This is a genomic window from Sphingomonas sp. Mn802worker (assembly GCF_000382485.1).
GTDB lineage: Bacteria > Pseudomonadota > Alphaproteobacteria > Sphingomonadales > Sphingomonadaceae > Sphingomonas.
Window position 1 is genome coordinate 261,584 of sequence record NZ_AORY01000001.1, and the last position, 18,501, is coordinate 280,084.

The 18,501-nt window shown below is 66.9% G+C and carries 23 protein-coding genes; 13 read left to right on the top strand and 10 right to left on the bottom strand.

Annotated features, from left to right (window positions below; genetic code table 11):
• Positions 1-18 precede the first annotated feature (18 nt).
• Positions 19-1,401 (bottom strand): bifunctional UDP-N-acetylglucosamine diphosphorylase/glucosamine-1-phosphate N-acetyltransferase GlmU, encoded by a 1,383-nt coding sequence (glmU, locus tag SMN802W_RS0101305; protein WP_019515074.1) that lies wholly within the window; start codon positions 1,399-1,401, stop codon positions 19-21.
• A 116-nt stretch (positions 1,402-1,517) separates the two neighbouring features.
• Here glmU and SMN802W_RS0101310 point away from each other — a divergent pair, with 116 nt between their 5' ends.
• A complete protein-coding gene (locus SMN802W_RS0101310) occupies positions 1,518-2,186 on the top strand; it encodes an HAD-IA family hydrolase (RefSeq protein ID WP_019515075.1) in 669 nt (222 codons plus the stop codon).
• A complete protein-coding gene (locus SMN802W_RS0101315; RefSeq protein ID WP_019515076.1) occupies positions 2,183-2,542 on the top strand; it encodes a hypothetical protein in 360 nt (119 codons plus the stop codon). Before SMN802W_RS0101310 ends, SMN802W_RS0101315 begins: the two co-directional genes overlap by 4 nt.
• On the opposite strand, the gene SMN802W_RS0101320 is transcribed toward SMN802W_RS0101315, so the two are convergent.
• Genes SMN802W_RS0101320 through SMN802W_RS0101335 form a run of 4 tightly spaced genes read right to left on the bottom strand, consistent with a single transcriptional unit; the run spans position 2,481 to position 5,071 of the window.
• On the bottom strand, positions 2,481-3,533 hold the full coding sequence (locus tag SMN802W_RS0101320) for a nucleotidyltransferase domain-containing protein (RefSeq protein ID WP_019515077.1): 1,053 nt from the start codon (positions 3,531-3,533) through the stop codon (positions 2,481-2,483). The genes SMN802W_RS0101315 and SMN802W_RS0101320 overlap by 62 nt on opposite strands.
• Positions 3,530-4,384: an HprK-related kinase A gene (locus SMN802W_RS0101325; protein WP_019515078.1), complete on the bottom strand. Its 855-nt coding sequence runs from the start codon at positions 4,382-4,384 to the stop codon at positions 3,530-3,532. The genes SMN802W_RS0101320 and SMN802W_RS0101325 overlap by 4 nt, the downstream gene beginning before the upstream one ends.
• The gene (locus SMN802W_RS0101330; RefSeq protein ID WP_019515079.1) at positions 4,381-4,656 is read right to left on the bottom strand and encodes an HPr-rel-A system PqqD family peptide chaperone; all 276 of its coding nucleotides are present in this window, start codon (positions 4,654-4,656) and stop codon (positions 4,381-4,383) included. The genes SMN802W_RS0101325 and SMN802W_RS0101330 overlap by 4 nt, the downstream gene beginning before the upstream one ends.
• A gap of 4 nt (positions 4,657-4,660) precedes the next feature.
• Complete coding sequence (locus SMN802W_RS0101335) at positions 4,661-5,071, bottom strand: hypothetical protein (protein ID WP_019515080.1); 411 nt, start codon at positions 5,069-5,071, stop codon at positions 4,661-4,663.
• A 181-nt stretch (positions 5,072-5,252) separates the two neighbouring features.
• Here SMN802W_RS0101335 and SMN802W_RS0101340 point away from each other — a divergent pair, with 181 nt between their 5' ends.
• The 9 genes from SMN802W_RS0101340 (at position 5,253) to SMN802W_RS0101380 (ending at position 14,102) form a co-directional block, all read left to right on the top strand.
• A complete protein-coding gene (locus SMN802W_RS0101340) occupies positions 5,253-6,458 on the top strand; it encodes a sensor histidine kinase (protein ID WP_019515081.1) in 1,206 nt (401 codons plus the stop codon).
• Between the two features lie 103 nt (positions 6,459-6,561).
• Entirely contained in the window at positions 6,562-7,644 is a 1,083-nt protein-coding gene (locus tag SMN802W_RS16145; protein WP_019515082.1) for a substrate-binding domain-containing protein, read from the top strand.
• Positions 7,644-9,020 (top strand): phosphate ABC transporter permease subunit PstC, encoded by a 1,377-nt coding sequence (gene pstC / locus SMN802W_RS0101350; RefSeq protein ID WP_019515083.1) that lies wholly within the window; start codon positions 7,644-7,646, stop codon positions 9,018-9,020. The genes SMN802W_RS16145 and pstC overlap by 1 nt, the downstream gene beginning before the upstream one ends.
• Complete coding sequence (gene pstA / locus SMN802W_RS0101355; protein ID WP_019515084.1) at positions 9,013-10,308, top strand: phosphate ABC transporter permease PstA; 1,296 nt, start codon at positions 9,013-9,015, stop codon at positions 10,306-10,308. Before pstC ends, pstA begins: the two co-directional genes overlap by 8 nt.
• A complete protein-coding gene (gene pstB / locus SMN802W_RS0101360; RefSeq protein ID WP_019515085.1) occupies positions 10,308-11,075 on the top strand; it encodes a phosphate ABC transporter ATP-binding protein PstB in 768 nt (255 codons plus the stop codon). Before pstA ends, pstB begins: the two co-directional genes overlap by 1 nt.
• An 11-nt stretch (positions 11,076-11,086) precedes the next feature.
• On the top strand, positions 11,087-11,794 hold the full coding sequence (gene phoU, locus SMN802W_RS0101365; RefSeq protein WP_019515086.1) for a phosphate signaling complex protein PhoU: 708 nt from the start codon (positions 11,087-11,089) through the stop codon (positions 11,792-11,794).
• Positions 11,795-11,798: 4 nt separating this feature from the next.
• Positions 11,799-12,491 (top strand): phosphate regulon transcriptional regulator PhoB, encoded by a 693-nt coding sequence (phoB, locus tag SMN802W_RS0101370; protein ID WP_019515087.1) that lies wholly within the window; start codon positions 11,799-11,801, stop codon positions 12,489-12,491.
• A 144-nt stretch (positions 12,492-12,635) separates the two neighbouring features.
• Entirely contained in the window at positions 12,636-13,118 is a 483-nt protein-coding gene (locus SMN802W_RS16150; protein WP_019515088.1) for a hypothetical protein, read from the top strand.
• Positions 13,119-13,202: 84 nt separating this feature from the next.
• Positions 13,203-14,102 (top strand): SDR family NAD(P)-dependent oxidoreductase, encoded by a 900-nt coding sequence (locus SMN802W_RS0101380; protein ID WP_019515089.1) that lies wholly within the window; start codon positions 13,203-13,205, stop codon positions 14,100-14,102.
• 39 nt (positions 14,103-14,141) lie between these two features.
• On the opposite strand, the gene SMN802W_RS0101385 is transcribed toward SMN802W_RS0101380, so the two are convergent.
• Positions 14,142-14,486, bottom strand: a complete 345-nt coding sequence (locus SMN802W_RS0101385) for a DUF2794 domain-containing protein (RefSeq protein WP_019515090.1) — start codon at positions 14,484-14,486, stop codon at positions 14,142-14,144.
• Positions 14,486-15,178, bottom strand: a complete 693-nt coding sequence (gene epsC / locus SMN802W_RS0101390; protein WP_026325623.1) for a serine O-acetyltransferase EpsC — start codon at positions 15,176-15,178, stop codon at positions 14,486-14,488. The genes SMN802W_RS0101385 and epsC overlap by 1 nt, the downstream gene beginning before the upstream one ends.
• A gap of 144 nt (positions 15,179-15,322) precedes the next feature.
• Between epsC and SMN802W_RS0101395 the strand changes: the two genes are divergently transcribed.
• Positions 15,323-16,093 (top strand): sulfite exporter TauE/SafE family protein, encoded by a 771-nt coding sequence (locus SMN802W_RS0101395; RefSeq protein ID WP_019515092.1) that lies wholly within the window; start codon positions 15,323-15,325, stop codon positions 16,091-16,093.
• 71 nt (positions 16,094-16,164) lie between these two features.
• The gene (locus SMN802W_RS0101400; RefSeq protein ID WP_026325624.1) at positions 16,165-17,067 is read left to right on the top strand and encodes a hydrogen peroxide-inducible genes activator; all 903 of its coding nucleotides are present in this window, start codon (positions 16,165-16,167) and stop codon (positions 17,065-17,067) included.
• 1 nt (position 17,068) lies between these two features.
• Here SMN802W_RS0101400 and SMN802W_RS0101405 read toward each other — a convergent pair whose 3' ends face one another.
• Genes SMN802W_RS0101405 through pgsA form a run of 3 tightly spaced genes read right to left on the bottom strand, consistent with a single transcriptional unit; the run spans position 17,069 to position 18,331 of the window.
• On the bottom strand, positions 17,069-17,512 hold the full coding sequence (locus tag SMN802W_RS0101405) for a molybdenum cofactor biosynthesis protein MoaE (RefSeq protein ID WP_019515094.1): 444 nt from the start codon (positions 17,510-17,512) through the stop codon (positions 17,069-17,071).
• Entirely contained in the window at positions 17,509-17,760 is a 252-nt protein-coding gene (gene moaD, locus SMN802W_RS0101410; protein WP_019515095.1) for a molybdopterin converting factor subunit 1, read from the bottom strand. The genes SMN802W_RS0101405 and moaD overlap by 4 nt, the downstream gene beginning before the upstream one ends.
• Before the next feature lie 4 nt (positions 17,761-17,764).
• Positions 17,765-18,331, bottom strand: a complete 567-nt coding sequence (gene pgsA / locus SMN802W_RS0101415) for a CDP-diacylglycerol--glycerol-3-phosphate 3-phosphatidyltransferase (RefSeq protein ID WP_019515096.1) — start codon at positions 18,329-18,331, stop codon at positions 17,765-17,767.
• Between the last annotated feature and the right edge of the window lie 170 nt (positions 18,332-18,501).

Below are 18,501 nucleotides of genomic sequence, written 5' to 3' on the forward strand. Positions count from 1 at the left end.
GGCCGCGTGAACATGCCGTCACGTCGCCTGCTGCGCCGCCTTGCGTGCACGCATCTTGTCGCGGAACCGCGTCGCCCAGCCGGGCTTGCTCACCTGCTCCGGGCGAACCAGCGCCAGCGCACCCGCCTCGACGTCGCGCGTCAGCACCGACCCGGCCGCGACGATCGCGCCATCGCCGACCGTCACGGGTGCGACCAGCGCCGAGTTCGAGCCGATGAACGCGCCCTCACCGACCACCGTCTTGTATTTGAAGAAGCCGTCGTAATTGCACGTGATCGTGCCCGCGCCGACATTGGCGCCCGCGCCGACCTCAGCATCGCCGAGATAGGTCAGGTGGTTGGCCTTGGCTCCCCTTCCCAACCGCGTCTTCTTGACCTCGACAAAGTTGCCGACCTTTGCTCCGTCCTCCAGCACCGCGCCGGGGCGAAGCCGCGCATAGGGACCGACCTCGACGCCCGAACCGATCTGCGTGCCCTCCAGGTGGCAGAATGCCCGGATGGTCGCGCCGTCGGCGACCGTCACGCCGGGTCCGAAGAAGACGTTCGGCTCGACCACAACATCGCGGCCGAGTTGCGTGTCGTGCGCGAACCACACCGTCTCGGGCGCAATCAGCGTCGCGCCGTCGGCCATCGCGCGGGCGCGGCGTTCGACCTGCCATGCCGCCTCCACCGCCGCGAGCTCGGCGCGACTGTTGACGCCTGCGACCTCTCCCTCGCCGGTCTCGATCACGGCGGTGACCCGGCCGTCGTCGCGCGCCAGCATGACGATGTCGGGCAGGTAATATTCGCCCGCCGCATTGTCGTTGCCGACGCGTGCGAGCAGCGCGAACAGGTCACGCGAGGCGACCGCCATCAGTCCCGAGTTACACAAGGTCTCGGCGCGCTCGTCCGCGCTCGCATCCTTGAACTCGACCATCTTGGCGATGTGATCGCTGGCGTTTACAGTGACGATGCGGCCGTAGGCGGCAGCATCGGCGGGGCGGAAGCCGAGCACCACGGCGGCGGGCGCATCGTCGTCATGCAGCCTGTCGAGCATCCGCTGCATCGTCGCCGCCCCGACCAGCGGCACATCGCCGTAGAGGATCAGCACGTCGCCCTCAAACCCGTCGAGCGCCACCTCCGCCTGCGCGACCGCATGCCCGGTACCGAGCTGCTCGATCTGATGCGCGATCGCCGCGCCGCGCGGGGCGACCGCTGCCTCGACCTGCTCGCGCCCGGCGCCGACCACCACCACGGTCCGTTCGGGTGCGAGTGCGGCGACCGTATCGATAAGGTGCAACAACATCGGCTTGCCCGCGAGCGGATGAAGCACCTTGTGCAGGTCGGACTTCATGCGCGTGCCCTTGCCCGCGGCAAGGATGACGACCGCGAGAGGCTTCGAGGCAAGAGGCGACTGGCTCATGACCCCCGCCCTGCCACCGTGTGCAAAGGATTGCCAGCGTGTGCTGCGACGATCGTAAGAGTCGCCGCCGACAAGCGTGCTTGCCTTGGCGGGCTGGCACGGGCACGGGCGCGGCGATGACCTTCTTCCCCTTCGCCATCGTCGGGTTCGACCTTGACGGCACGCTGGTCGACACCTCGCGCGACCTTGCCGCCTCGGTCAACCACACGCTTGCCGCAGCTGGTCGGGCACAATTGCCGGTGGAGCGGATCACCACGATGGTCGGCGGCGGCGCGCGCAAGATGCTGGCGCAGGCGCTCGATGCGACGGGTGGTGATGAGGCGGGCGAGCTGGATGCGCTACACGACGTGCTGCTCGATCATTATGCCGCTCACATCTGCGTCGACTCCGTGCCCTATGCAGGCATCGTCGACGCGCTCGACAGCCTTCGCGCGCGCAACGTCACGCTCGGCATCGTTACCAACAAGCTGGAGCGGTTCACGCGACCGCTGCTCGACCAACTCCGCCTGGCGGACCGCTTCGCTGCGATCATCAGCGGCGACACGCTGGGCGCCGGCATGACCAAACCATTGCCAGCGCCGATCCACGCGATGATCGAACGTTGCGGTGGCGGCCGCGCGGCCTTTGTGGGCGACTCGATCTATGACGTGTCCGCCGCGCACGCCGCGGGCATACCGGCGCTGGTCTATCGTGGCGGGTTCACGCTCGACGGCGTCGACCGGCTGGGCGCGGACGGCGTGATCGACGATTACGACCAACTGATCGCCATGTTGGAGCAGCTATGACCTTTCTGCGCGCGCCTCTTGTCTGGCGCATCCTGCTCGCGGCGGCGGCGGTGTTCGCCGTCACGATGGCGCTGCTGCCCCACCCGCCCAGCGTCGGCGACATTAACGATAAATACCAGCACATGACTGCGTTCGGCACGCTGACGATCCTCTACGCGCTGGCCTACCCGGCGACTCCGCTGTTGCGTATCGGCGAGCGACTGTCGTTCATGGGCGCATTGATCGAGGTGTTCCAGTCGATCCCGGCGCTGCACCGCGACTGCGACGTCATGGACTGGATCGCCGACACGTTCATCATCGTGGTGGTGCTGTTGAGTATCCGTGCCGGCCGTGCGCGCCGCGCCGCCGCGCCTTGACCAACAGATGTCGCGCGAGCAGCAGCGGCGGCATCCGGATCCAGTGCGAGCGGATGTAAAAGGCGAGGCGTGTGACCGGGCGTCTCTCCCGCCCCCAGCCATCGCGCGCGAGCAGCCGCCGCTGGTATAGGCGATCGCTCGGGTAAGGTCGCCGCTTGGCGGACGGGATCGGCGTGTCGAACAGGCGCGCCGACAGCCGTGCGGCGCGCGCGACGAAGGGTGCAGCCTGATGTTCGCCGGCGCGGGCATGAAGCTTGAGCCAGAAATCCGCGTCGTCTTCGGCAAATTCGCGCAGCAGCCGATCGATATCCCACAGGTTGCGCAGGCCACCCGCAAGGTCGCCATCGGCGAACAGGTGGAACGCGGCATGGATCACCATGTCGGCGGGCGCCAGGATGCTTAGCCCGTTGCCGAGCGGCACTGCACCCGCGATCAGCGCATCGGCATCAGGCGTCGGGCGCGCCGTCGGCGGCAGAATCGTGTGGTGCACGTCGATCATCCGGTCGCGCTCGCGGTGGAGCATGGGCGGCAGCTCGTGCATCCAACGGCGGTAATAATCGTCGTCATAGGCGTCGGGTTTGGCCCAGTCCCATCCGGCGTCGAGCAACGCCTGTTCGACCACCGCCAGGTCGGCGCGGGGCACGAGCAGGTCGAGGTCGCCGATGTGCCGCCCCTGCCCCGCCGCCAATCCGCCCGCGACGTAGGCCGTTCCTTTGAGCAGCACGGCCGACACCCCGAGCGGCGCAAGCACGCGGCGCATCATCTCGGCCTCCCACAAGGCCGCGCGACGTTGCTCGACTGCGACGTCACTGGCCTCGCGCAACACGTCGGCGATCACGGACGGCACAGCCGCATGGTCAATCCGCAGCGCGAGCGAGCCGGTCAGCTGCTCGGCACGAGCCGCGCTGATGATCGCATCCCACTCCGCCGCTCTCAGATCGGCCGCCAGCGCTGGTGCAGCGAGCAAGCGGGCAAGGAGACGGGCCGTCACAAGTTCCGCCTCAAATCTTCGATCAGGCGCAGTGCGGTGTCGCCGTCAGGATAGTCGATCGCGCGCGCTGGTATCGTTTGAACCAGATGCGTCAACGCGCGAAAGCCCCGCTCGCCGAGCGCGGTGTAGTTGGTCGACGCCTGCGTCAGTCGCACAAACGCCTCCGCTTGACCGACCGCGCGTACATCGGATGTAGCGCCGAAGGTGGGAAACAGCAGCATCGCCGGACGTGCCGGCTCATCCATGCGCGCAATCGCATCGGCGGGTGGGACCATGTGGCGGATGTCGCCCTTTGGCGTGCCGAGCAGCCGCGGCCCGAAGCGTGCCGTCGGACAGGCACGTTCGACTGCCGTGATCGCCTGATTCTTGAGGCTGATCGCGCGCGGAAATGCGTGGGCATCGCCATGCTCGGGATCGATCAGCACGAACTCGTCGCCCATGAAACGCCAGCCGTTCGCGCCGAGCAGCGTCGCCAGCGTCGATTTGCCCGAACCCGACTCGCCCGTCATCAGCAAGGCACGCCCACCGCGCTCGACACAGGAGGCATGAAGCAGCAGGTGGCGGCGATGGCCGAGCGCGACCTGCAGGTTCATCGCCATCTCGGCGGCGAGCAGACCGTGGCTTAGCGGCAGCGGCGCGGCATCCGGCAGCGTATAATCGCCCTCGATCGCGACCGAGCGGCGGAACAGCCGACGCCACGGGGCAGCGGCAGGCAGGCATACCGTAAAATGCGCGATCTCAGGCTTCGGATAATCGGCGTAGAGCGTCCGCAGCGCCGCAATCGGCGCGGCAAAGTCGCTGCCGATGCGAAAGCCGATCGGCCCGACACGGATCGACGTGACGTGCCTCACGTCACTTGTACCAACCCGACCGCGATCAACTCATCAAGGCGGGCGAGAAGCAGGTCGTTATCGGCATCCGCGACGTCGAACCGGTCGGTCAAGGCGTCGAGCAATTCTACCCGCGTCAGCGCACCTTCGCCGAGTATCTCGATTAACTCGGGCGCGGGCGATGCGAGCAGATGGGTCATGCCCGACGCACGATGATAGAGCGCGACCAGCCCGTCCAGCTCGCGGATCAACAACGCATCAGCAGGCGGCGCGCGGTAGCGCGTCGCGGTCAAGCGGCTACTTCCGCAGCATCTGAACCGAGGCGAAGCAGGTGAACCCCGCCGTACCCCGCTGCAACCGCTGCACGTATTTCAGATAAGCACGGCTGCGATCGTAGTCATAACCCGGCAGGTTCGATCCGCTGCCCATCGCGCGGCGCACGTCCTCGCCCTTCAACGGCCGCCCCGGCGGCGCAAAGGCACCCGCCGTGCCGGCCGCGACGACCTCGCCGTCCTTGTTGATATAGCCGCCCGCACGGCCCGCGTCAGGCACCGGGATGTCGCACATCAGCACCGACCCTGCAGCCTGCGCCAGAGCCGGGCGGATCGACACCACCGATGCCGCGCCGACTGCGCCAAGCATCAGCGCACGCCGTCGCGTCGTACGACCTGACTGATCGTCGGTATCGGGGATAGCGTCGTCGTCCATCGGCCTCTTCTACGCCGCGCCGCCCTTCCACATTACTAATGCCGCGGCAAGCGGGTCCACGAGGTCCGGCGGAGTGGCCGTGCCATTCGGGTACGTTTACCAGCGAACACACTGCACGTTCAGATCTGCCGAAACAACGCCGGGCCTTGCCGAGCCGCGTGAAGCGGCTAGTCAGCACGGCGTGATCGAAGGCTTCGCGCTCCGCACCTGGCTTGCCGGAACGATCGCGGTGGTAACAGCCGCGATCGTCTATGCTTATTCCGGCGACGTGCAACTTGCGCTCATCGCGCTGGTCGGCGGCGCGACCGCGACCGTGATCGCGCGCAGCATCGGCGACAACGACCTGGCGGAAGTGGATACCGCCATAGAGGGCGAGTCGCCGCTTGAACTCGCGCCGGTGCTGGAAGCGATCCTTGACCCGGTGGTGATGGTGCGCAGCGGGCGTGTCATCGCCGCCAACGCCCCTGCTCGTGCGCTGCTGGGTCAACACATCCTCGGCGAGGACGTACGCACCGCGATCCGGCATCCGGCGGCGAGCGATTATTTAACGACGTCACCGGCCGATCGCGGTAGCACGCCGATCGAGCTCGTGGGACTAGGAGCGCAGGAACGCCGCTGGCAGATGCGCGCGACCGAGACTGCCCCGGAAACCCAGATCGTCCACCTCCTCGACCAGACCGAGCAATATGCTGCCGAGCGGATGCGCGTCGACTTTGTCGCCAACGCCAGCCACGAACTGCGCACGCCGCTGTCATCGATCCTCGGCTACGTCGAAACATTAAGCGACGAGGCTGGCGAGGACGCCGCGATCCGCAGTCGTTTTCTACGCATCGTCTTCGACGAGGCCACGCGAATGGAACGGCTGGTCGAGGATCTGATGAGCCTGTCGCGGATCGAGGCGGAAAAGTTCCGGCTCCCCTCGGCAACCGTCGATCTGGGCGTGCTCGCGGTCGAGGTGCACGAGGCGCTGCGGCACAGTCGCGGCGCACGCGGAGAGGACGTCGTTCTCCATCTCGACCCCGCCGCACCCGCTGTTGCAGGCGACCGCGTACAATTGTCGCAGCTGCTCCACAATCTGATCGGCAACGCGATGAAATATGGCCGCGCCGGCACGCCGGTGACGGTAACGCTGACCCCGGGACCGCGCGACGCGGTTCTGGTGCGGATCGAGGACGAGGGAGACGGCATCGCACCCGAGCATATTCCGCGCCTGACCGAACGGTTCTACCGCGTCGACGCCGGGCGCAGTCGCTCGCTCGGCGGCACGGGCCTTGGCCTCGCGATCGTCAAGCACATCGTCGAGCGGCACCGCGGCCGGCTCGATATCGCCAGCTCCGTGGGCAAGGGAACGCGCGTGACGATCGCGCTCCGAGCGGCCGAGCACTGATCCCGCCATGGCGCAGCCGCTGTCATCAAGCGGTAACGCGAGTGTCACACTGGACGCTCGCGGGTCGGCACCGCGGGGGTGCGACTGTCTTTTCGGGGAATCGATGCGTCGTCTCGTCCTGGCGCTCGCGGCGATGGTGCCGGTCGCGCTCGGCGCCTGCGTGGATCAGGCGGCGGGCGGCGGCGCGGGCGCGCGCGACCAGATCCGCGTGGTCGGCTCCTCCACGGTCTATCCCTTCACGACGCTGGTAGCGGAACAGTATCTTGCCGCCGACCCGAACGCGCGGCCGCCAGTAATCGAGTCAACCGGCACGGGCGCCGGCATTCGTCTGTTCTGCGCCGGCGTCGGCGCTTCCTATCCCGACCTGGTCGATGCGTCGCGTCGCATCAAGCCCGCCGAATACGCCGACTGCGCGCGGCATGGAGCGGGCGACCTGATGGAGGTACAGATCGGCCTCGATGGCATCGCGCTGGCGCAGTCGCGCCGCGGCCCGGCGATGCGCCTGTCGCCGTTACTGCTGTTCCGCGCGCTCGCCGCTGCACCGGGCGGCCAGCCGAACCGGAGCCGAACGTGGCGCGATCTCGACCCCGCGCTGCCTGCTACGCCGATCCGGGTCTACGGTCCGCCCGCGACCAGCGGCACGCGTGACGCCTTCGCCGAGTTGATCCTGGCACGCGGGTGCGAAACGCTTCAGCCCGAACTGGCGACCCTGCGCGAGCATGATCGCCCCGCGTTCGATGCGCGTTGCCTGCGCGTGCGCGATGACGGGCCGTATATCGACGCGGGCGAGAACGATAATCTCATCGTCCAGAAACTCGGCGCCAACCCCGATGCGCTCGGCATCTTCGGCTACAGCTATCTCGAGGAAAACAGCGACGCGATCCGCGGCGTCGTGATTAGCGGAGTGGAGCCAAGCTATCGCGCGATCGCGGATGGCCGTTATCCCAGCGCGCGTCCGCTCTACGTCTACGTCAAGCGATCGCACCTGCGCGCCGTGCCGGGGCTGCGTCGTTTCCTCGCGCTCTACGCGGCCAATTGGTCGCCGGGTGGCGCGCTGTCGCGCCGTGGCCTGATTCCAAGCCCTGCGGACGTGCGGGTGCGGGCAGCCGACACGATCGCGCATGATCGCGCGCTCGATCCGAGCGCGCTTGATCCCGTGTCGTCCGAACCGCGCGTGACCGGCTGATGTCATCGCTCACGCTCTTGTTCCTGATCGCCGCGCTTGGGCTGGTTGCCTGGGTGGTCGCGCGAACGCGGGCGCGGCGTTTCCGACGCGGCGTGCGGCAGCGATTCAGTTCGTTGCCGCAGCATCACGGCTGGTATGTCGCCCTGTGCACAACGGTGCCCGCGCTGGCGTTTCTGCTGTTATGGTTGTTCGTGTCACCTGCGCTGGTGACGGACGCGGTGTTGGCGAGCCCGCACACGACAGCGCTGCCGCCGCCGGGCTTCGATCGCGCCGCGATCCTCTCGGAAGCGCGCGAGATCGCCGCGGGCCGCGCGTTCGGCGCCTTCACCCCGCTCGGCGAGGCGCTTGCTCCCGCCTACGCCGCCGCGCAGGCCCGGTTCGATACGATCGCGACGACGATCGCGCTGCTGCTGGCGTTCGCGGGCGGCACATGGTCGTTCCTGCGGGTGCGACCGGGCTTCTCCGCACGCACCCGCAACGAGCGGCTGGTGATGTGGCTGCTGCTCGCCGCGTCGCTGGTCGCGATCGCGACGACGGCCGGGATCGTGCTGAGCCTCGTGGTCGAGAGCGTGCGGTTCTTCCGCATCGTGCCGATCGGCGATTTCCTGTTCGGCACGCGGTGGAGCCCGAGCGTGATCGACCCGCGCGATCCCGGCGCGACGCTCGGCGCAGTGCCGCTGTTCTGGGGTACGTTCTTCATCGGCGCGGTGATCGCGATGGCGGTGGCGGTGCCGCTCGGACTGCTGAGCGCGATCTATTTGACGCAATATGCGCGTCCTGGCGCGCGTCGCTGGATGAAGCCGCTGCTGGAGGTGCTCGCAGGCGTACCGACCGTCGTCTACGGCTATTTCGCCGCGCTGACCGTTGCACCCGCCGTTCGCCAGCTCGGCAGCGGCCTGGGCATAGTCTCCGCCTCCTCGGAAAGCGCGCTGGCCGCAGGGCTTGTCATGGGCATCATGATCATCCCGTTCGTATCGTCCATGGCGGACGACTCGCTTGCCGCCGTTCCGTCCGCGATGCGCGACGGCAGTTTGGCGATGGGCGCGACCAGTGCGGAGACGATCAAGCGCGTGCTGGTGCCCGCCGCGCTGCCCGGCGTGGTCGGCGGCGTGCTGCTCGCGATCAGCCGCGCGGTCGGTGAGACGATGATCGTCGTCATGGCCTCGTCCGGCATCGCGACCCTGACGCTCAACCCATTTGCGAGCACCACCACCGTCACCAAGCAGATCGTCGACCTGCTAACCGGCGAGGCCGAGTTCGCATCGGCCAAGACGCTTGCCGCCTTTGCACTCGGCCTGACGCTGTTCGCTGTCACCTTGTTGCTCAACATCGTCGCGTTGATGGTCGTGCGCCGATACCGCGAAGCGTATGACTGAGACGCTCGTCCCCCAGGTGCCCGTCAGCCCGGCTGAGATCGCGGCGCATCGGCCGACCGACTGGCGCAGCGGCACGATGGAGCGTCGCATCCGTCGCCGCTACGCGGCCGAGCGGCGCTTTCGCCTGCTCGGGCTCTGCGCAGTGGTCGTGTCGGCCGGGTTCCTCGCCTTCCTGCTGATCGTCATGATCGCACAGGGTTATCAAGGCTTCTTCGAGACACGCATTGCGCTGCCGCTCGACCTGCACGAGGCGCGGCTAGGACTGTCGCCGGAGCGCCTGCGGGGACCGGCAGCCGATCTGGCGCTCGCCGGCGCCGGGCTGGAGCGGGTGGTCGACGCGGCCGCCGACCACGCCTATCCGGCGCAAGGTGGTGCGGCGCTGCTGTCCGACGGCGCGTGGCTGCGCGTGCGCGACGCGATCAAGCGCGACCCACGGCTGCTGGCGCACGCGTTCACGCTCGATCTGCCCGCATCGAGCGCGATCGACGTCGCCGCAAAGGGTGACGGCACCGTCGCCGCTGAACGCTCCGTCTCTGCTTTGGGCGCTAAGCTGTCACACGGGATTGCGTGGGAGTTCTTCACCGGCGCCGATTCGACCGATGCCACGCGTGCCGGCATCTGGGGGGCGCTCAAGGGCTCGCTCATGACCATGCTGGTCACGCTCGTGCTCGCATTGCCCGTCGGGGTGCTGTCGGCGATCTATCTGGAGGAATACGCGCCCAGAAACCGTGCGACCGACCTGCTGGAGGTATCGATCAACAATTTGGCGGCGGTGCCGTCGATCGTGTTCGGGCTGCTCGGGCTGGCGGTCTTTCTCGCGACGCTGAACCTGCCGCGATCGGCACCGATCGTCGGCGGCTTGACGCTGGCGTTGATGACCATGCCGGTGATCGTGATCGCGTCGAGGAGCGCGATCCGCGCGGTGCCCCCCTCGATCCGCGATGCGGCGCTGGCGGTCGGAGCATCGCCGATCCAGGTGGTGTCGCACCATGTCCTGCCGCTTGCCTTGCCCGGCATCCTGACCGGCACGATCATCGGCATGGCGCGCGCGCTCGGCGAGACCGCTCCGCTGCTGATGATCGGGATGCGCGCGTTCATTGCGGCGCCGCCCGACCGGTTGACCGATCCGGCGACGGCGTTGCCGGTACAGATCTTCCTTTGGTCCGATCAGGTGAGCCGCGGCTTTGTCGAGAAGACCTCGGCGGCGATCCTGGTGCTGCTCGTCTTCCTCCTCGCGATGAACGGCGTCGCGATCTACTTACGCAACCGTTTCGAGACGCGCTGGTGATGAGCAACAACCCGCCCAAGATGACCGCCAGCCACGTCGACGTATCCTATGGCGGCAACCACGCGATCCGCGACGTGTCGATCGACGTGTACCAGGAGGACGTCACCGCCTTCATCGGTCCGTCTGGCTGCGGCAAATCGACCTTCCTGCGCAGCCTGAACCGTATGAACGACACGATCCCGACCGCACGCGTGTCGGGTGACATCAGGCTCGACGGCGAAGACATCTACGCCCGCGAAATGGACGTGGTACAGTTGCGCGCGCGGGTCGGCATGGTGTTCCAGAAACCCAACCCGTTCCCGAAGTCGATCTACGAGAATGTCGCCTACGGGCCCAAGATACACGGGCTGGCGCAGTCGAAGGCCGAGCTCGACCGCATCGTCGAACGCTCGTTGACGCGCGCGGGCTTGTGGAACGAGGTGAAGGATCGCCTGTCCGACTCCGGCACCGCGCTGTCGGGCGGCCAGCAACAGCGGCTGTGCATCGCGCGCGCGATCGCGGTCGACCCGGAAGTGATCCTGATGGACGAACCGTGCTCGGCGCTCGATCCCGTCGCCACGGCGCGGATCGAGGAACTGATCCACGACCTGCGCGGGCGCTACGCGATCGTCATCGTCACGCACAACATGCAGCAGGCCGCGCGCGTCAGCCAGCGGACCGCCTTTTTTCATCTGGGTGAGCTGATCGAATACGGCGACACCTCCGACATCTTCACCAATCCTCGGCAGGAACGGACCAAGGATTACATCACCGGCCGGTACGGCTGAGGGACACGAACATGGCAAGCAGCCAGGAACATACGGTCAAGGCGTTCGACCAGGACATCGGACAGCTTCGCGGGCTGATCTCGCAGATGGGCGGGCTGGCGGAGGCAGCGATCGGCAACGCCATGCTGGCGCTGCAACGCGGCGACCATGAACTCGCGGCGCAGGTGCGCGCCGACGACAAGAAGATCGACGCGATCCAGCACGAAGTCGAACGCGCCGTGGTCCGCATCATCGCGCTGCGCGCTCCGATGGCGAACGACCTGCGCGAGGTCGTCGCCGCGCTGAAGATCGCGACGGTGGTCGAGCGCATCGGCGATTACGCCAAGAATATCGCGAAACGCGTACCGCAGATCGACAGCGAACACCGGATCGACCCCATCTCGACGCTGCCCGCGATGGCGCGGATGGCGTCCGACATGGTGCGCGACGTGCTCGATGCCTTTGCCGCGCGCGATCCCGACGCGGCAGTCGCGATCAGCGAGCGCGACGATGCGCTCGATGATTTCTACGACAGCATCTTCCGCACGCTCGTCACCTACATGGTCGAGAACCCGAAAACGATCAGCCAGTGCGCGCACCTGCTGTTCGTCGCCAAGCACTTGGAGCGGATCGGCGATCACGCGACCAACGTCGCCGAGATGATCCATTTCGCCGCGCACGGCACGCCGATCGCCGACCGTGACCGGTCCGACCCACCATTTTCCACGCCAAGGAGCTGAACCGATGGCACGCGCACGCATGTTGCTGGTCGAGGATGACGCTAGCCTCGCCGAGTTGCTCGTCTGGCATTTCTCACGCGAGAATTTCGACGTCCAGCACACCATCGACGGCGAGGAGGCGCTGCTGCTCGCGCGCGAGACGCCGCCCGACATCGTGCTGCTCGACTGGATGGTCGAGGGAATTTCGGGGATCGAGGTCTGTCGCCGCCTGCGCCGAACGGCGGAAACGCAGAACGTGCCGATCATCATGCTAACCGCGCGCGGCGAGGAGGAGGACCGCGTGCGCGGGCTGGAAACCGGCGCCGACGACTACGTCACCAAGCCGTTCAGCCCCCGCGAACTGGTGGCGCGCGTCGGCGCGGTGCTGCGCCGCGTGCGCCCGGCGCTCGCCGGCGAGGCGTTGAGCTACGCCGATCTCGAGATGGACACTGTTGGTCACAAGGTACGGCGCAGCGGCGAGGTGATCCCGCTGGGGCCGACCGAATTCCGGCTGCTCAAGCATTTCCTCGAACACCCCGGCCACGTCTTCTCGCGCGAGCGGCTGCTCGACAGCGTGTGGGGCCATGACAGCGATATCGAGAGCCGCACCGTCGACGTGCATATCCGTCGCCTGCGAAAGGCGATCAACGAAGGCGGACGCCCCGACATCATCCGCACCGTCCGCTCGGCCGGTTACGCGCTCGACGCCGGGCATTGAACGCTGGCCGGGCATTTAGCGCTGGATTGTCCCATTCCGGCGCTCAATCTCGGATCGCATCCGCAACAATGGACCCTTCCTGCCAATCGCACGTTGGCCGCCCGCGTGTCTTTCACACGATGATTTTCGATCAGGAGAGTTCTGATGAAGTCTATCCTTCTCGCAGCCGCGGCGTTGATCGCGACCCCGGCCATTGCGCAGACCACGACGACCCCGGCTGACGGCGGCGCGACCATGCCGCAGGACCAGACGGCGCCCCCCGCCGACTCGACCACGGCACCCGCAAGCGACCCGGCTATGTCGACGCCGCCCTCGGCCGCTGACCCGACGATGTCGTCGCAGAGCATGCCGACGACCCAGTCCTCGTCGATGCCTGCCCCGACCACCGGTGGCGACGGCACGATGGCCACTCCTGCCGGCGGCTACCAGCCGAGCCAGCCGGCAATGAGCGGCCAGATGGCACCGGGCGCGACCGTGCGTTATCAGGCGGCGCAGGATCCGAACACCGCTTATCCGCCGCCGGCGCCCAAGGCGAGCTACCCGATCTGCAAGGCCGGTCAGTATGACGGCTGCATGCAGGCGAGCGACGCGCGCGGCTCGCGCAAGGCGCCCCGCCGCCGTCGCTAAAACGACAATCAAGCGGGCGGTTGCGCCCGTTTGAATGATGAGTATGGAAAGGCGCTCCAGTTCATACGCAGGAGCGCCTTTTCCATGTCCATCCGTTTCGATGACAAGGTCGCGATCGTCACCGGGGCCGGCGGCGGTCTGGGGCGTGAATACGCACTCGAACTCGCACGTCGCGGGGCGAAGGTCGTCGTCAACGATCTCGGCGGTGATCGTAGCGGCACCGGCGCGTCCGACGCCGCGCAAAAGGTCGTGGCCGAGATCGAGGCGGCGGGGGGTCAGGCGATCGCGAACGGCGCCAGCGTCACCGAATACGATCAGATGGTCGAGATGGTCGCGCAGGCGAAGGAGAAATGGGGCAGCGTCCACGTCCTGATCAACAACGCCGGTGTGCTACGCGACAAGACCTTTGCGAAGATGGAGCCGGCCGACTTCGACTTCGTGGTCAAGGTTCACCTGATCGGCTCGGCCAACGCGACCAAGGCGTGCTGGGAAACCTTCCGCGAGCAGAATTATGGTCGCGTGCTGATGACGGCGTCCTCGACCGGCCTGTTCGGCAACTTCGGACAAGGAAATTACGGAGCTGCCAAGCTTGGGCTCGCCGGCTTGACGAAGACGCTGTACCTTGAAGGAGCCAAGAACAACATCAAGGTCAATACCCTTGCCCCGGTTGCGGGCACGCGCATGACGCAGGACATCTTCCCCGAGGAGCTGTTCAACGCCTTCTCGCCCGACAAGGTCGTACCGGCCGCGTTATTCCTCGTCAGCGAGGATGCACCGACCAACCAGATTCTTGGCGCAGGCGCCGGCGTGTTCCAGGCGAGCTACGTCACGCTGACCCAGGGCGTCGCGTTGAAGGGCGACGATCTCTCGCCCGAGGGTATTTCGGCGCATTGGGCGCAGATCACCGACCGCAGCGGTGAAATCGTCCCTGATTCAGGTGCAGCGCAAGCCATGTTGATCGGCAAGAAGCTGCAGGAAGGCTGAACGTCGGTGGCGGAGGCGCATCCCCCGGCGCCTCCGCTCCTATTCCTCGACCAGCTTGAGCAGGCGGCGCTCGACCGGCGCCAGCACGGGGCCAAGCTCGTGGCCGCGTTTCACCACCTGCCCCGCTTCGCCGACCAGCGCCCACATGCCCTGCCGCTGCCTGAGGCTCGGTCGTTTCTCGATCCGAAACTCGGGCCGCTCGGTCGCGCGCCGGAAGGCGGAGAAGGTCGCAGCTTCCCGCCCCAGATCAATCGCGTAATCGCGCCAGTGCCCTGCCGCGACCATCCGGCCGTAGAGGTCGAGAATGCGCGTCAACTCCTGCCGGTCGAACGCAACCTGCGACGGCGCGCCGGCTATCTTGGGAAATGGAGTGATCGTGCCCATCAGGCGCAGTTACGCTTAACCTCATCCTGCTCTCCCGCTTGATCGGACAGCAGGGCATCTAACCGCTTGCGCATCGCCTCCAGCTCGCACCGCAATAATTCGAGCTTCTGGGTTGCAGGATCGAACATCTCCGAACACGGCGTCCCATAGGGCACGAAGCGACGCTCGGGCGCCTGCCCGCCCTCGACCATCGTCGGGCGCGCTGGGATGCCGACCATCACCGCGCCGGCGGGCACATCGCGCGTGACGACCGCGTTGGCGCCGACCCGGGAGCGTTCGCCGACCGTAATCGGCCCCAGCACCTGAGCGCCGGAGCCGATGATCGCGCCGTCGGCGATCGTCGGGTGACGCTTGCCGCCGACACCATTGTCGGGGCTGGTGCCGCCCAGCGTGACACACTGGTAGATCGTCACGTTGTCACCGATCACCGCCGTCTCGCCGATGACGACGAAGCCGTGATCGATGAAGAAATTACGCCCGATCGTCGCGCCGGGATGGATGTCGATCGCGGTGGTGGCGCGTGAAAAGTGGTTCACACAGCGGGCGAGGAAGAATAGCCGGGCGCGAAAAAGTCGGTGAGCGACCTTGTGCCAACCAAGCGCCCAGACACCTGGGTAGGTCAGGATTTCGGCTCGGCTGCGCGGAGCCGGATCGCGCGCGCGGATCGAGTCGAGGTAAGAAAGAAGTGACATGGTACCGCGCCCCTATACGCGTGAACGATCCACTTAGGTGCACCGCCGTTCCTTTTCCAGCATCCAACGCGTCATCAACAAAGCCTAGCAACAACGTAGGATTTAACCGTCGACACCGGCCTGCAACACGATCAGAACAGGAAGGTGCCTGATTTCAGCTTGATCGACCCCGCCGCCGTTCTGCCCTTCATCGCGATCGGCTTTGCCGCGCAACTGGTCGATGGGGCGCTCGGCATGGCGTTTGGCGTGATCTGTAACGTGTTGCTGGTCGCGGTCGTCGGCGTCGCGCCGGCGCGTGCCTCGGCCAACGTCCACATCGTGGAGACATTCACGACCGCAGTGTCGGGGATCAGTCACGCGCTGCACGGCAACATCGACCGCAAGCTGTTCGTTCGGTTGCTCGTGCCGGGGCTGATCGGCGGCGTCGGCGGCGCCTATGTGTTGACCAGCATCGATGGCGCGGTCGTGAAGCCCTTCGTGCTCGGCTATCTGGTGTTGATGGGGCTCTATCTGCTGGTGCGCGGGCTAATGTCGACGCCGCAGCGTGGGCGTGCACGGATCGTCGCCCCGATCGGGCTCGTCGGCGGCTTTCTGGACGCGATCGGCGGTGGCGGCTGGGGACCGATGGTGACCTCCAACCTGCTGGTGCAGGGCGTCGAGCCACGCCGCGTCGTGGGCACAGTGAATTCAGTCGAGTTCTTCCTGACGCTGACCGTCTCCGCGGCGTTCATCTACCACCTGGGGCTGAAGGATTTCGCGACCGCGACGCTCGGGCTGCTGATCGGCGGCGTCGCGGCTGCGCCGTTCGGCGCGGTGCTGGCGAAGCGCATCCCGGCGCGGACGCTACTGATCCTGGTCGGCGCTGTCCTCACGATCACCAGCACCTACGGCTTCATCGTCGCGGTCTTGCTCTAGGCCGCTTCGATCTCCGCTTGCCTGATCGAGTGAAACGCTTATCGCTTGCGCTACGATCGAGCGGAGCGATGATGTCAGCCACCTACCTGCCGACGCTCAAGCAACTGCAATATCTGGTCGCGCTCAAGGATCACGGCCATTTCGGACGCGCTGCCGACGCATGCTTCGTCACTCAATCGACCTTGTCCGCCGGGCTGCGGGAGCTTGAGACGCTGATCGGTGTCACGCTGGTTGAGCGGACGCGCCGGGTCGTCCGCTTCACGCCGCTCGGCGATCAGATCGCGGCCAAGGCTCGCCGCGTGCTACGCGAAGCGGAGGAGCTGGGCGACATGGCGCGTGCTGCGGGGCGGCCGTTGTCGGGCGAGATGAGGTTAAGCGTCATTCCGACGATCGCGCCGTTTATGCTGCCGCGTATCCTGCCGCGGCTGCGTGAGGATTATCCCGAGCTGAAGCTGTTCCTGCGTGAGGAACCGAGCGGCCCGGCGTGCGAGGCGCTGGCAAACGGACGCGCCGACTGCGTGTTGCTGGCGCTGCCATACGCCTGCGGTGATGTTTCGGTCGCACCGCTGTTCGACGACCGATTGTTCCTGGCTTTCCCCGATGGGGAGATCGCAGCCTCGGCAGCCGCGGTCCGCCCGGCCGATATCGATGAAACGCGCCTGCTGCTGTTGGAGGACGGTCATTGCCTCAAGGATCACGCGCTCGCCGCCTGTAACCGCCCTGAGTTGCGCGCAGAGGCGACGATGCTTGGCACTTCGCTCCACACGGTCGTTCAGATGGTCGACAACGGCCTGGGCGTCACCATGCTGCCCAAGATCGCGCTCGACGCCGGCATCCTCGATCACACACGGGTATCGGCGCGTCCACTCGATGCCGAGCACCCCGCGCGGACGCTGGCGCTGGTGTGGCGACGCGCATCACCGCGTGAACGCGACTTCCAGTTGCTTGCCGAGGTGTTGAAGACCGCGCATTGACCTAGCGCCAGCGGTTGGCAGCGTCATCGTCGCTGTCACGCGCCTCGACCCAGCGCCCCTGCCCGGCGACGACTTCGCGCTTCCAGAACGGCGCATCGGTCTTCAAGCGGTCGATCAGGAACGCACATGCCTCCAGCGCGGCGGCACGGTGGGCGGAGGCGGCCCCGGTAAAGACGATCCGCTCGCCCGGCTTCATCGGTCCCACACGGTGGATGATCGTCGCGGCGGACAGCGACCAGCGTTGCACGGCCTGCTCGGCCAAATGCAGCAACGCCGCCTCGGTCGCGCCGGGGTAATGTTCCAGTTCCAGCGTCGAGACGCCGTCGTCCCGACGGACCAATCCAGTGAAGGTCGCGACCGCCCCGCCCTGCTCGAGTGCGACCAACTCCGCTGCGGGATCGATCGTCTCCGTCGTGACGAGGACGCGGATGCTCGCGCTGCTCACCCGCCCGTCACCGGCGGAAAGATCGCGATTTCGCGCGCGCCCGCGACCGGCGCATCGAGCGGGACGAACGCCTGATCGACGGCCGCACGCAGCCGGTCGGGCTCGGCGAAGGCGGCGGCATGGCCTTCGCTGCGAAGAGAGAGCCACGCGATCAGGTCGGCGACCGTCGCCACCGTTTGAGGCGGATCGACCTGTTCAGAGCCCACACCGATCCGCTCACGCACCCAGGCGAAATACAACAACTGCATATGCTTAATCCATATGCCTGACGCCGACGCGCAGGTAATCCCAGCCGGTGATAAGCGTCAATGCGGCCGCGCCCCACAAGCATGCCAGCCCGACGCCCTTGATCCACATCTGCGCCGGCAGCGCACCCGCCAGGATCAACGCGCCAAACGCGACGAGCTGCAACGTCGTCTTCCACTTCGCCAGTCGCGAAACCGGCAACGACACCTGCAGCCCGGCGAGGAACTCACGCAGGCCCGACACCGCGATCTCGCGAAGCAGGATGACCAGCGCGGCGATGATGTGGACGCCGGTGATGACCGCGACATCGTCGTGCCGCGTGCCGACCAGCATCAGGATGACCGCCGCCACCATGATCTTGTCTGCGATCGGATCGAGGAACACGCCCAGCTTCGACACCGTACCCTGCGCACGCGCCAGGTAACCGTCGAAATAATCGGTGACGCCCATCAGGCAGTAAAGCGCGAAGGCGATCCCGAACCCCGCCGCCCAGGTCGGCCACCACAGGAACCAGACAAGCAGCGGCACCGCCACGATGCGCGACAGGGTGAGGATGTTGGGGAGCGACAGCATGGCCCGACACGCTTGGACCCGGCACGACTATGGTGCAAGAGGCGCGGGCGAACAGCTCGACGCGCCGATTACGCCGGCGGGAGCGTCGGCCGCGGCGCACAAACGGCATTGGTCCGCGGGCGCGAAGCGGCTATGTCCTGCCCGATCCAGCCATTGGACGGGCCTTCTCA